The sequence below is a fragment of the Cupriavidus phytohabitans genome (genome assembly GCF_000426345.1).
In the GTDB taxonomy this organism is placed as follows: Bacteria; Pseudomonadota; Gammaproteobacteria; order Burkholderiales; family Burkholderiaceae; genus Cupriavidus.
In genome coordinates, this window is record NZ_AUFE01000028.1 from 1 (window position 1) to 13312 (window position 13312).

Sequence of the window (13312 nt, forward strand, 5' to 3'; positions counted from 1 at the left end):
AGCTCGTCCGTTACGTCGAGAACGGCGCCTGGCCGATATCGAACAATGTGATTGAGAATTCGATCAGGCCGTTCACCGTAGGGCGCCGGAACTGGCTCTTCTGTGACACCGTGGCTGGCGCGAACGCAAGCGCGAATCTGTACTCGATCATTGAGACCTGCAAGGCCAATGGCGTCGATACGTACCGCTATCTCGTCGCCTTGTTCAAGGCGCTGCCGCTCGCGAAGACCGCTGACGACTACGAGGCCTTGCTGCCTTGGAATCTCAAGACATCCGCTGTTTAGCCGACCTCGTATCCGGCCGCAAGAGGCGTTGTTAGTCGACCGCTTACGCTGCGATTGGCGACCTCTACTGGAGTCAGCCAGTTGGCCAGTTCCGCCGGCCCAGGCACGAACATTTCCCACCATTGCCCGAACGCGCTGCCGTCCATGACGGCATGCATCAATACGGCTTCGGTCATGCCGCCCGACAGGAATTCATCGCCGCCCGGCTCATAGCGCGCCGGATAGCTGCGGTCGTGCCCGAACCAACGATGCGCGCGCCGCACGATGGCGCGCCGCAACGCCGTGTCCTGCGCTGCGCGCGCGTAGGCCAGCGCCATCACGCAGGCAAAGGCGCTGTTGAAGTGTGTGCCGGTGCGCACCGGGAAATCCGCCGCGTCCAGAAACTCAGCCAATTGCCGCGACAGGTGCGAGGCGAGCGGAGCGCAGGCTTCGGCCCATGCCACGGCGCGCGGATCCAGCTGAGCCAGCGCCAGCAATTCGGCCTGCAGCTTCAGTACCCAGCCCCAGCCATACGGACGTTCGAACGTCCGCGAACCGGGCCGATGGAAATAGTCCAGTTCGACCGCGATATGCTGCGGCCGCAGCTGCGCGTCGAGCGCATCGCGAAGTTCGTCCGCTTCATCCAGGTCAGGGTACAGCGCCAGCAGCCGCACCAGCAGCCAGTGCATGTGCACGCTCGAATGCCAGTCGTAGCTGCCGCAAAAGGCCGGGTGCCAGTTCGCCGGCTCGGCCACGTCGCCGGCGGCGCACATCATGTGATCCACCTTGTACGGATAGCGGCGCAGGATATTGTCCAGTGCCACGCGCGCAAAGCTGCGCGCCGTCCCCCGATCAAGCGCCGAGCGGCCCATGCAGATGCTCCCCCTGTCTTGCGCGAATGCGCTGTTATCGATTCTGCCTGCAGGCTGCGCCTTGAGTTCTTGTTGTTACGCAGGCGCCAGCCACTTCTCCACCAGCCGCACGAAGAAAGTCGAGCCCACCGGCAGCAATTCGTCGTTGAAGTCGTAGCTGGGGTTATGCAGCATGCAGGGTCCCATGCCATGCCCGCTGTCGCGGTGTGCGCCGTCGCCGTTGCCGAGGAACAGGTAGCAGCCCGGCTTTTCCTGCAGCATGAAGGAGAAATCCTCGGCGCCCATGGTCGGCTCGATGTCGCTGTCGACATTGGCTTCGCCCACCAGTTCGGAGGCGACCGCGGCGGCGAAGCCGGTTTCGGCTTCGGTGTTGATCGTGGGCGGATAGTTGCGGTGGAATTCGTAGTCGACGGTGCAGTCAAACGCGCTCGCGACAGCGCGGGACACTTCCTCCATGCGCCGCTCGATCAGGTCGAGCACCGGCACCGTGAACGTGCGTACCGTACCGCCGATCCAGGCTTCGTTCGGCACGATATTGGTTGCGTCGCCGGCATGGAACTGCGTGACCGAGATCACCGCGGTATCGATGGGGCGCTTGTTGCGGGTGATGATCCCCTGCAGCGCCGAGACGATCTGCGCGGCGGTGAAGACTGGATCGCTGCCATTGTGCGGCATGGCCGCATGCGCACCCTTGCCGCGCACGACGATGCGGAATTCATTGCTCGATGCCATCAGCGGACCCGTGCGCGTGCCGAAGGCGCCTACCGGCATGCCTGGCCAGTTGTGCACGCCGAATACCGCATCGCAGGGAAAACGGGAGAACAGTCCGTCCTTGATCATTTCGCGCGCACCGCCGCCGCCTTCCTCGGCCGGCTGGAAGATCAGGTGCACGGTGCCGTCGAAGGGCTTGTGCTGCGCCAGGTAGCGCGCCGCGCCGAGCAGCATCGCGGTATGCCCGTCGTGGCCACATGCATGCATCTTGCCCGCATGCTGTGAACGGTGGCCGAAGGTGTTGGCCTCTTGCAGCGGCAGGGCGTCCATGTCGGCGCGCAGGCCGATGGTGCGCGCGCTGCTGCCGTTGCGGATCACCCCGACCAGGCCGGTGGTGCCGAGGCCGCGATGCACTTCGATGCTCCACGACTCGAGGTTGCGCGCAACCACGTCGGCGGTGCGCTGTTCTTCGAAGCAGAGTTCCGGATGAGCGTGGATATCGCGGCGGATCGCGCGGATTTCGGCCTGCGCCTGCAGGATTTCGGGGATGAGCTTCATGATGCCGGAGTCTGGGCGTGGCGAGCCGGGTAGGCGTCGGATAACCCCGATCATACGATGCCTCTTGGAAAAGCGCCAAAATGCGCCGGTTCGTGCCTCATCCAGCGAATGGCGCGGTGCAATATGCCAAGTGGTGTGGGTTTCCCCGCATTGCCCTCGCATGTCGACTGCTGGAACAGTTCATGCTTGAAGTGCCCGGCCGGCAAATTGCCGTTTTGCGCTGCATCACTGCGCCCAGATTGCGCACCAAAAAGCAGCGCCCGTGCGCGACCTGCTGCGTGACCCGCGGCGCGCGCATTGCCGATCCTAAAACGTCTGCTTCACTTCCTACAGGGAGAATTGCGCGATGTCCCTTCGCACTTTCAAGAAGGCAATCGGTGCTGTCGCCGTGGCCGGGGCCCTTGGCCTGGCCTGGTCCGGCAGCGCCCAGGCCGCGGACCTCAAACTGGCCATGAGTTCGCCGCCGACCTCGATGGATCCGCATTTCTACAACCTGTTCTCCAATATCAACGTGTCGGAGCACATCTTCGACTCGCTGGTGAAGATGGATCCGGACAGCCGCATCATCCCGGGCCTGGCCGAATCCTGGAAGCTGGTCAACAACCTGACCTGGGAATTCAAGATCCGACAGGGCGTGAAGTTCCATGACGGTTCCGAGCTGACCACCGAAGACATCGTCTGGTCGCTGGACCGCCCGGCCACCATCCAGAACAGCCCTGGCAAGTTCGACGTCTACACCAAGGCGATCGTCAACAAGAAGGTGATCGACAAGTACACCATCCAGCTGACCACCAACAAGCCGTACCCGCTGATGCTGAACGACCTGACGTCGATCTTCATCGTGCAGAAGAAGGCCACGCAGGGCCTGAGCTCGGACGATTTCGCCCAGGGCAAGGGCATGATCGGCACCGGGCCGTTCAAGTTCGTCAGCTACGCCCGCGACGACCGGGTCGAACTGGTGCGCAACGACAACTACTGGGGCGCCAAGCCGGCGTGGGAAAAGGCCACGCTGCGCTTTATCCCGAACCCGGCCACGCGCCTTGCGGCGCTGCTGTCGGGCGACGTGCAGGCGATCGAGAACGTGCCGACGCCCGACCTGCCCAAGGTGCGGCAGGATCCCAAGCTGTCGTTCTTCTCGAAGATCTCGCACCGCGTGATCTACCTGTATTTCGATGCCAAGCGCGACAAGTCGCCCTACGTCACCACGAAGGAAGGCGCGCCGCTGGACAAGAATCCGCTGAAGGACGCGCGCGTGCGCAATGCCATCAGCATGGCGATCAACCGGCAGGGCATCAAGGACCGGCTGATGGAAGGCCTGTCGGAGCCGACCAACAACCTGGTGCCGCCCACGCTGTTCGGCTACAACCCCAACCTGAAGACGGTCAAGTACGACCCCGAAGGCGCCAAGAAGCTGCTGGCCCAGGCCGGCTACGCGAACGGCTTCGGCGTGACGCTGCACACGCCCAACAATCGCTACGTCAACGACGAGAAGATCGCGCAGACCATCGCGCAGAACCTGACCCGCATCGGCATCGTTACCAAGGTGGAAGGCATGCCGATGGCGACGTACTCGTCCAAGGGCATCAAGCATGAGTGGTCGTTCGGCCTGCTCGGGTGGGGCGCGCAGACCGGCGAGGTCAGCTCGCCGCTGCGCGCGCTGCTGGCGTGCGAGGACAGCAAGAAGGGCTTCGGCACCACCAACTGGGGCGAATACTGCAACCCAAAGATGGACGTGGTGCTGGAACAGGCGCTGTCTACCGTGAATGATGCCGAACGCTCCAAGATGCTGCAGGAAGCCACCGCGATCGCGATCAACGATGGCGGTATCATCCCGATCCACCAGCAGGTGACCACCTGGGCCACGCAGAAGGGCATCGTCTATGTGCCGCGTACCGACGAGCGCACCTACGCGCATAACTTCAAGCCCCAGTAAGCAGGCTGCCTGCTGCTGAGTTCGCGGTGCCGCGCACGGCTGCCGCGCCGCCCGGAAGCGCATCCCGCTCCCGGGCGGCGTGCGCATTCGCGCGCGAAAGGATAGTGGTCTGAATATGCTGGTTTTCATCATCCGGCGCCTGATGCAGAGCGTAGTGGTGCTCTTCGTCATGTCGCTGCTGGTTTTCCTCGGCGTCTTTGCCATCGGCAATCCCGTCGACATCCTGATCAACCCGCAGGCCGACCAGGAGGACATCAAGCGCACCATCGCGGCGCTCGGCCTGGACAAGCCGCTGTGGGAGCAATACTGGGTGTTCCTGCAGAATGCGCTGCAAGGCAACCTCGGTACTTCGTTCGCGCACGGCACGCCGGCGCTCAAGCTGATCTTCGAGCGCATGCCAGCCACCATGGAGCTGGCCGTCTGCGCGATCCTGCTGGCGATCGTGCTGGGCATTCCGCTGGGGCTGTGGGCCGGGTTGCGGCCCAACGGCGTGGCGGGCAAGTCGATCATGACGGTGTCGATCCTGGGCTTCTCGCTGCCTACCTTCTGGGTCGGCCTGATGCTGATCATGGTGTTCGCGGTGCAGCTCGGCTGGCTGCCGTCCAACGGGCGCGGCGAGACCGTGCGCGTGCTCGGCATCCCGCTCAGCTTCCTGACCGTCGACGGCATCCGCCACCTGGTGCTGCCGGCGGTGACGCTGTCGCTGCTGAATATCGCCATGGTGATCCGGCTTACGCGCGCCGGCACGCAGGAGGCGATGCTGCAGGACTACGTCAAGTTTGCGCGCGCCAAGGGCTTGTCCAATACGCGCATCGTCGGCGTGCACGTGCTGAAGAACATCCTGATTCCGATCGTCACGGTGATCGCGCTGCAGTTCGGCTCGATCATCGCGTTCGCAATCGTGACCGAATCGATCTTTGCCTGGCCCGGCATGGGCAAGCTGATCATCGACTCGATCCAGCTGCTGGACCGGCCGGTGATCGTGGCCTACCTGATGGTGATCGTGACGCTGTTCATCCTGATCAACCTGGTGGTGGACATCATCTACAGCATGCTCGATCCGCGCGTGCGCATTGCCGACAACAAGGGCTGAGCCATGACTGCCGCAACCGTCGAACCGCAAGACAAGACGCCGCCGGGCGTACCACCGGCCGCACCGCCGGCCGCGCGCGAACAGTCGCCGTGGCGCCGCTTTGCCATGGAGTTCTTTTCCAGCAAGATCGCCGTGGCCGGGCTGGCCACGCTGGTCACCATCATCCTGATCGCCATCCTCGCGCCATGGCTGGCGCCGCAGAACCCGTATGACCTGGCTACGCTCGACGTGCTCGACGCCCGCCTGGCGCCGGGCGAGAAGGCCGGCACCGGCATGACCTTCCTGCTCGGCTCGGACGAGCAGGGGCGCGACATCCTGTCGGCGGTGATGTACGGGCTGCGCATCAGCATCGGCGTGGGCGTGGTCAGCACCGTGATCGCGCTGTTGCTGGGCGCCACGCTGGGGCTGCTGGCCGGCTTCCTGGGCGGGCGTACCGAGGCGTTCATCATGCGCGTGGCCGACCTGCAGCTGTCGTTCCCGCCGATCCTGCTGGCGCTGATCCTGCTGGCGTTCCTGCGCCCGGGGCTTGGCAACATCGTGATCGCGCTGGTGGCGGTGCAGTGGGCCTACTACGCGCGCACCACGCGCAGCGCCGCGCTGGTGGAGCGCCGCAAGGAATATATCGAGGCGGCCACCTGCCTGGGCCTGCCGCCGCGGCGCATCATGTTCCGCCACCTGCTGCCCAACTGCCTGCCGCCGCTGATCGTGATCGCGGCGCTGCAGGTGGCGTCGGCCATCACGCTGGAGGCGACGCTGTCGTTCCTCGGGCTGGGCGTGCCGATCACGGAGCCGTCGCTGGGCTCGCTGATCTCCAACGGCCAGCAATACATGCTGTCGGGCAAGTACTGGATCAGCTTCTTCCCGGGCATCGCGCTGGTGGTCACCATCGTGGCGATGAACCTGGTCGCCGACCAGTTGCGCGACGTGCTCAACCCGCGCCTGCAGACGCAATAACCCGCGGGAGACCGACATGGCACAACCTACGCTCGTCGTAGAGAACCTGAAGACGCATTTCTACACGCGCGGCGGCATTGCCAAGGCTGTCGACGACGTGTCCTTTACCGTGGGCCGCGGCGAGATCATGGGGCTGGTGGGCGAGTCCGGTTCCGGCAAGTCGATGACCGGCTACTCGATCATGGGCCTGATCGACCCGCCCGGGAAGGTCGTCGACGGGCGCATTGCGCTGACCAGCCGCGACGGCATCACGCGTGACCTGCGCGCGTTGACGCCGGCGCAGCAGCGCGACGTGCGCGGCAACCGCATCGCGATGATTTTCCAGGACCCGATGATGACGCTCAACCCGGTCCTGCGCATCGACACGCAGATGATCGAGGCGGTGCTGGCGCACGAGAACGTCGGCAAGGCGGTGGCGCGCGAGCGCGCGCGCAATGCGCTGGCGCGGGTCGGCATCCCGTCGCCGGACGAGCGCCTGCTGGCCTATCCGCACCAGTTCTCGGGCGGCATGCGCCAGCGCGTGGCGATCGCGATCGCGCTGCTGAACAAGCCCGACCTGATCATCGCCGACGAGCCGACCACGGCGCTCGACGTCACCATCCAGGGCCAGATCCTGTACGAGATGCAGACCCTGTGCCGCGAATCCGGCACGGCGCTGATCTGGATCACGCACGACCTGTCGGTGGTGGCCGGGCTGGCCGATACCGTGTGCGTGATGTATGCCGGCAAGATTGTCGAGGCGGGCGATGTGCGCCAGGTGCTCGAGCATCCCGAGCATCCGTACACGCACGGCCTGATCGGTTCGGCGCCGTCGCGCAACCCGCGCGGCGCGCCGCTGCGGCAGATCCCGGGGATGACGCCATCGCTGCTGAACCTGCCGGGCGGTTGCTCGTTCCGCGAGCGCTGCCCGTACGCGACCGCCGCGTGCAAGACCGAGCCGCCGCTGGAGACCGCGCCTGACGGCCGCCGCCTGCGCTGCTTCCACCCGGTGCTGGCCAACCAGGAGGCGGCATGACCACGACTGAACTGCAATCCCGACCGATGGCAAACACTGCGGCCGCTCCCGGTGAGACGCCCGCGGCGCCGCTGCTGGAGCTGCGCGGCGTGTCCAAGCGTTTCGTCAAGTCGCTCGACACCGCGGCGCGCATCGCCAACCTGTTCGGCGCCCATGCGCGCGAAGAGGTGGTGCATGCGGTCGACCGCGTCGACCTGAGCATCCGCACCGGCGAGGTGGTGGGCCTGGTCGGCGAATCCGGCTGCGGCAAGTCCACGCTGGGCCGCATGGCCGTGGGCCTGCACACGCTGACGGAAGGCGATCGGCTGTGGCGCGGCACCAACCTCGACCACCTGCCGCCGGACAAGCGCCGCGAGAAGCAGCTGGCGATCCAGATGATCTTCCAGGATCCGTACGCGTCCCTCAATCCGCGGCTGCGCGTGCTGGACATCGTCGGCGAGGCGCCGGTGGTGCACGGCATGGTCGACCGTGGCGGGCAGAAGGGCTATGTCGAGGACATGCTGGTGCGCGTCGGCATGGACCCGACCGTGCTGCGGCGCTTCCCGCACCAGTTCTCGGGCGGGCAGCGCGCGCGCATCGGCATTGCGCGCGCGCTGGCGGTGAAGCCGGAGTTTCTGGTCTGCGATGAGTCGGTGGCGGCGCTCGACGTATCGATCCAGGCGCAGGTGCTGAACCTGTTCATGCGGCTGCGCGAAGAGCTGAACCTGACCTACCTGTTCATCAGTCATGACCTTGGCGTGGTCAAGCACATCAGCGACCGGGTGGTGATCATGTACCTGGGGCGGGTGGTCGAGTCGGCGCCGACCGAGGACGTGTTCGCCGCGCCGAACCATCCGTACACGCAGGCGCTGCTGGCCGAAGCGCCGAAGCTGGAGGTCGGCAAGAAAACCTATGTGGCGATCAAGGGCGAGATTCCGTCACCATTGAATCCCCCGTCGGGGTGCCATTTCCATCCGCGCTGTCCGTATGCGATGCCACGTTGCAAGGAGGAGCAGCCGGCGTTGAAGGAGATCGCGCCGATGCGGTTTTCGGCTTGCCATTTGAATGACATGAAGTAGGAGAGGACCCAAGCCGTCTTGCTCCCCTCTCCCAGAGGGAGAGGGGAGAAACCCAGCGCGGCTGGAAAACTCACCGGATCACCTGCCCCTTCGAATTGATCACCGTCATCTCCACGAACCGTGACCCCACATGGTTCTCCGGCGTGAAGTTGACGATGAATCCGCCCAGGTCAAGGCTGCGCATCGATTCCAGTGCCGTCACCAGCTTCTCGCGCGTCAGGTCCTTGCCCGCGCGGCGCAGCCCTTCGGTAAAGGCCTTCGCCGCGATGTAGCCCTCGATGCTGGCGTAGTCGAACTCGTTCGGCTTGCCGGCGGCCTGAAGCAGGCGCAGGTATTCGCGCACCACCGGCAGCGTTGCGTTGCCCGGATGCGGCATCACCTGCGAGATGATCACGCCGCTGCCTTTCGCGCCGACCTCGTTTGCCAGCGCCTGCGTGCCGACGAAGGAAACGTTGTAGAACTGCCCGTTGTAGCCGCGCCGCAGCGCTTCCTTGACGAAGGCGCCGGCCGTGCGATACGCGCTGATCATCACCACGGTATCGGGCTGGGCCTTGATAACGCCCTGCATGGCGTCACCGATTTCCACCGTATTGCGGACCACGGCTTCGCGCGCGACCAGCTGCACCCCACTGTCGGTGGCGCTCTTCAGCGCGCGTTCCAGCTCTTCCAGCTCGGCCTTGCCGTAGGCATCGTCGTTGTAGACCACGGCCACGCGCTTCAGGCCGGTGGTCTGGATCTGGCGCAGGATCGCCGCGGCTTCGTCGCCGTAGCCGGCGCGGACATGGAAGACGTAGCGGCTGCGCGGCTCGCGCACCGAGCGCGCGCCGGTATAGGGGCCGAAGAACGGCACCCTGGCCTGTGTCGCCAGCGGCAGCGCGGCCTGGCTGGTGGGCGTGCCGACGTAGCCAAACAGCGCGAAAACGCGGTCTTCCTCGATCAGCTTCCGTGTGTTCTTGGCGGCAGGCTCGGGCTCGTAGTAGTCGTCCAGCGCCTCGAGCCGGATCTTGCGGCCAAAAATGCCGCCTTGCTGGTTGATGTGGTCGAAATAGAGCCGTGCGCCCGCGTGCATCTGCTTGCCGAGCGACGCGGCGGGCCCAGTCAGCGCGGCCGATTGGCCCAGCAGGATGGTATCGGCGGTGACGCCGGTTTCGGATGTGGCAGTGCTGGCGATGGCAGCGCCGGATGCGCCGCCCGTGCCGATGGCGCACGCCACCAGCAGGCCGGCAAGCCGGCCATTGACCCCGGATCGGAAAAACATAAACCCCCGCGAAATATGGTTCGGTTACCCGTTCGCCGCCATGCGCCGGTCTGCGCCGGCATTGGTCGGCAAGCGCGCCGCCAGCATGGCGCCGGCCGCGCGCCGGCACATCATAATCGAATACAATCCGATCGAGATACTCCCCGCGCCTGGTCCCGTACGCCCGCACGGACGGGGACGCGCCGCAGCGCCGGCGCCGGCCCGCGACCCGCGGCAACCGCGCCATAAACCTCACGTTCCGACCGAACGAAAGATAACGACTGACCGCCAGCCCCCCGGAGATCCCATGGCTTCCCGCATTGTCCGCGCCGCCTGCCCGCATGACTGCCCCGACACCTGTGCCTTGCTCGTCACCGTCGAGGACGGCCGCGCCGTCAAGGTGGCCGGCGATCCGGACCATCCCGGCACGCAGGGCGTGCTGTGCACCAAAGTATCGCGCTACACCGAACGCACCTACCACCCCGACCGCCTGCTGACGCCGATGAAGCGCATCGGCAGGAAAGGCGAGGGCAAGTTCGCACCGATTTCCTGGGATGAAGCGCTCGACACCATCGCAACGCGCCTGCAAGCCATCGCCGCGCGCGATCCGCAGGCCATCGTGCCGTACAGCTATGCCGGCACCATGGGCCTGGTGCAGGGCGAGAGCATGGCCGCACGCTTCTTCCACAAGCTGGGCGCGTCGCGGCTGGACCGCACCATCTGCGCCAGCGCCGGCGCCACCGCGTTGCGCTATACCTATGGCGCCAGCGTCGGCATGGACATGGAGCACGTGGTCGATGCGAAGCTGGTGATCATCTGGGGCGGCAACCCGATCGCTTCCAACCTGCATTTCTGGACACGTGCGCAGGAAGCCAAGCGGCGCGGCGCCACGCTGGTGGCGATCGATCCCTACCGTTCGCTGAGTGCCGAGAAATGCCACCGCCATATCGCGCCGATGCCCGGCACCGACGGCGCGCTCGCGCTGGGCATGATCCATGTGCTGGTCCGCGACGGGCTGCTCGACCATGACTACATCGAACGCCACACGGTGGGCTTCGAGGCACTGCGAGAGCGCGCCCAGGCCTATCCGCCGGCACGCGTGGCCGAGATCTGCGGCATTCCGGTCGAAGACATCGAGTGGCTGGCAGGCCTCTACGGCCAGTTGGCGGTGCGCGAGCGCCAGCCGGTGGCGATCCGCCTGAACTACGGCATGCAGCGCGTGCACGGCGGCGGCCAGGCGGTGCGGGCGGTGGCGTGCCTGCCCTCGCTGGTGGGCGCGTGGCGCCATGCCGCCGGGGGGCTGCAGCTGTCGACCTCGGGCTTCTTCCCGATCAACGATGCCGCGCTGCAGCGGCCTGACCTGCTGCCGGGCGGGCCCGGCAAACTGCCGCGCCTGGTCAACATGAGCACCATCGGCGATGCGCTGCTGGCTGACCCCGCGCCCGGCGCGCCGCGGATCGAGGCGGTGGTCGTCTACAACAGCAACCCGGTCGCGGTGGCGCCGGAGTCGGCCAAGGTCGCTGCCGGCTTCGCGCGCGAGGACCTGTTCACGGTAGTGCTCGAGCATTTCCGCACCGATACCGCCGACTACGCCGACATCCTGTTGCCGGCCACCACGCAGCTCGAGCACACCGACGTGCACAAGGCCTACGGCCACACCTATTTCCTCGCCAACAACGCCGCGATCGCACCGATGGGCGAGGCGCTGCCCAATACCGAGATCTTCCGCCGCCTGGCGCAGCGCATGGGTTTCACCGAGCCGTGCTTCGCCGACACCGACGAGGACATCGCCGCGCAGGCGATCCTGCCGGGCGATGCGCGCGCCGCCGGCATCAGCTGGGCGTCGCTCAAGGAGCAGGGCTGGCAGAAGCTGGCGCTGGCGCCGGCACCGTTCGCCGAAGGCGGCTTTCCCACCGCCTCGGGCAAGTGCCAGTTCTATTCCGAGCCGATGGCGCGCGACGGCTTCGACCCGCTGCCCGACTACGTGCCGCAGTACGAGTCCCCCGCGACCGCGCCGGAACTCGCGGCGCGCTACCCGCTGGCGATGATCTCGCCGCCTGCGCGCAACTTCCTGAATAGCTCGTTCGTCAATGTCGACAGCCTGCGCGCCACCGAGGGCGAGCCGCACCTGGACATCCACCCGGCCGACGCCGCCGAGCGCGGCATCGTGCACGGCGCCATGGTGCGCGCCTTCAACGACCGCGGCAGCATGCTGGCCCGCGCCCGCGTGACCGACCGCGCCCGGCGCGGGCTGGTGGTGGGCCTGTCGATCTGGTGGAAGAAGCTGGCCTCGGACGGCAAGAACGCGAACGAACTGACCAGCCAGCGCCTGACCGACCTGGGCCGGGCGCCGGTATTCTATGACTGCCTGGTGCAGGTCGAGGCCTGCACGGAAGGGGCAGTCCAGCCCGCATGAATACGCGGCAAGGCGCGCGGCCGGGCCGCCGGCGCGGGGCGGCAATCCTGGCGGCGTCGGTCATGACGGGCCTGGCCCTGCTCACGGCCGGATGCGAAACCGTGGGCTACTACGCGCAGTCGATCGGCGGCCACCTCGGCGTGATGGCGCAGGCGCAGCCGCTCAACGACGCCATCGCCGGCGCACGCGACGCCAACGACGCGCGCCTGGCGCAACGGCTGGCGCTGGCCGGCCGCATCCGCGACTACGCGTCGCGCGAGCTGAAGCTGCCCGACAACGGCAGCTACCGCCGCTATGCCAACCTGCACCGGCCCTATGTGGTGTGGAGCGTGTTCGCCACGCCCGAATTGTCGATGGAGCTGCGCAAGTGGTGCTTCCCTATCGTCGGCTGCATCAGCTACCGGGGATACTACGCGCAGGACGACGCCGAGCAGTACGCGCAGGGCCTGCGCCGCGACGGCCTGGAAGCGTACGTCGCAGGCATCCCCGCCTATTCGACGCTGGGCTATTTCGACGACCCGCTGCTCAATACCTTCGTCTACCTGCCGGAGGGCGAGCTGGCGCGGCTGATCTTCCACGAACTGGCGCACCAGGTCGTCTACGTGCGCAACGACACCGCCTTCAACGAGTCCTTTGCCACCGCCGTGGAAGCCGCCGGCGTGGAGCGCTGGCTGGCGGAGGATGCCTCGGAGGATGCGCGCACCAGCTACCGGCAGTATGACGCGCGCCGTCAGCAGTTCCGCGCGCTGCTGCTCGGCACGCGCGACCGGCTGGCGGCGCTGTACCAGACGCCGCTGGACGGCGAAGCCAAGCGCGAGGGCAAGGCCAGGATCTTCGCCGACATGCGCGAGCAATACGCTCGGCTCAAGCTGGAGTGGGGCAACTACAGCGGCTATGACCGCTGGTTCGACCAGCCGCTGACCAATGCCCACCTGGCGGCGGTGGCGACGTACCAGCAGTGGGTGCCGGCCTTTACCGCGCTGCTGGCGCAGTGCGATGGCGACTGGCGCCGCTTCTATGCCGAAGCCGGCCGCATCGGCGCGCTGCCGGCCGCCGAGCGCGAGGCCACGCTGCGCCGGCTGGCGCCGCCCGCTACCCGCGTCGATACGCTGACCGCGAGCGGCACGGCGGCCGGGCCCGACTGACGGCTGGCAGGTATCGATAAAGCGCGGTTTCCCTTCGGGCTGGCCATGTTGAGCGCG

General features: G+C 66.6%; 11 protein-coding genes. 8 read left to right on the forward strand and 3 right to left on the reverse strand.

Annotated elements, in window-relative coordinates:
• On the forward strand, positions 1-284 hold a 284-nt coding region (locus K309_RS36905; RefSeq protein WP_035877952.1), incomplete at its 5' end, for a transposase domain-containing protein.
• On the opposite strand, the gene K309_RS36910 is transcribed toward K309_RS36905, so the two are convergent.
• Both K309_RS36910 and K309_RS0119870 read right to left on the reverse strand, forming a co-directional pair.
• Positions 281-1135, reverse strand: coding sequence for a DUF2891 domain-containing protein (locus K309_RS36910; protein WP_084402472.1), 855 nt, complete (start codon positions 1133-1135; stop codon positions 281-283). The two genes, K309_RS36905 and K309_RS36910, sit on opposite strands and share 4 nt — an antisense overlap.
• Before the next feature lie 75 nt (positions 1136-1210).
• Entirely contained in the window at positions 1211-2404 is a 1194-nt protein-coding gene (locus K309_RS0119870; RefSeq protein ID WP_029048050.1) for a M20 aminoacylase family protein, read from the reverse strand.
• Between the two features lie 346 nt (positions 2405-2750).
• Here K309_RS0119870 and K309_RS0119875 point away from each other — a divergent pair, with 346 nt between their 5' ends.
• The 5 genes from K309_RS0119875 (at position 2751) to K309_RS0119895 (ending at position 8457) form a co-directional block, all read left to right on the forward strand.
• Positions 2751-4337: an ABC transporter substrate-binding protein gene (locus K309_RS0119875; protein ID WP_029048051.1), complete on the forward strand. Its 1587-nt coding sequence runs from the start codon at positions 2751-2753 to the stop codon at positions 4335-4337.
• 115 nt (positions 4338-4452) lie between these two features.
• Positions 4453-5430, forward strand: a complete 978-nt coding sequence (locus K309_RS0119880; RefSeq protein ID WP_029048052.1) for an ABC transporter permease — start codon at positions 4453-4455, stop codon at positions 5428-5430.
• A 3-nt stretch (positions 5431-5433) separates the two neighbouring features.
• A complete protein-coding gene (locus K309_RS0119885) occupies positions 5434-6384 on the forward strand; it encodes an ABC transporter permease (RefSeq protein ID WP_029048053.1) in 951 nt (316 codons plus the stop codon).
• Positions 6385-6400: 16 nt separating this feature from the next.
• Positions 6401-7399: an ABC transporter ATP-binding protein gene (locus tag K309_RS0119890; RefSeq protein ID WP_029048054.1), complete on the forward strand. Its 999-nt coding sequence runs from the start codon at positions 6401-6403 to the stop codon at positions 7397-7399.
• Complete coding sequence (locus tag K309_RS0119895; RefSeq protein ID WP_029048055.1) at positions 7396-8457, forward strand: ABC transporter ATP-binding protein; 1062 nt, start codon at positions 7396-7398, stop codon at positions 8455-8457. Before K309_RS0119890 ends, K309_RS0119895 begins: the two co-directional genes overlap by 4 nt.
• A 70-nt stretch (positions 8458-8527) precedes the next feature.
• Here the strand turns inward: K309_RS0119895 and K309_RS0119900 are convergent, their stop codons facing one another.
• On the reverse strand, positions 8528-9715 hold the full coding sequence (locus K309_RS0119900; RefSeq protein ID WP_029048056.1) for an ABC transporter substrate-binding protein: 1188 nt from the start codon (positions 9713-9715) through the stop codon (positions 8528-8530).
• 286 nt (positions 9716-10001) lie between these two features.
• Between K309_RS0119900 and K309_RS0119910 the strand changes: the two genes are divergently transcribed.
• Together K309_RS0119910 and K309_RS0119915 are read left to right on the forward strand one after the other, a co-directional pair.
• Complete coding sequence (locus K309_RS0119910) at positions 10002-12110, forward strand: molybdopterin-containing oxidoreductase family protein (RefSeq protein WP_029048057.1); 2109 nt, start codon at positions 10002-10004, stop codon at positions 12108-12110.
• Complete coding sequence (locus tag K309_RS0119915) at positions 12107-13255, forward strand: aminopeptidase (protein ID WP_029048058.1); 1149 nt, start codon at positions 12107-12109, stop codon at positions 13253-13255. The genes K309_RS0119910 and K309_RS0119915 overlap by 4 nt, the downstream gene beginning before the upstream one ends.
• Positions 13256-13312: the final 57 nt, after the last annotated feature.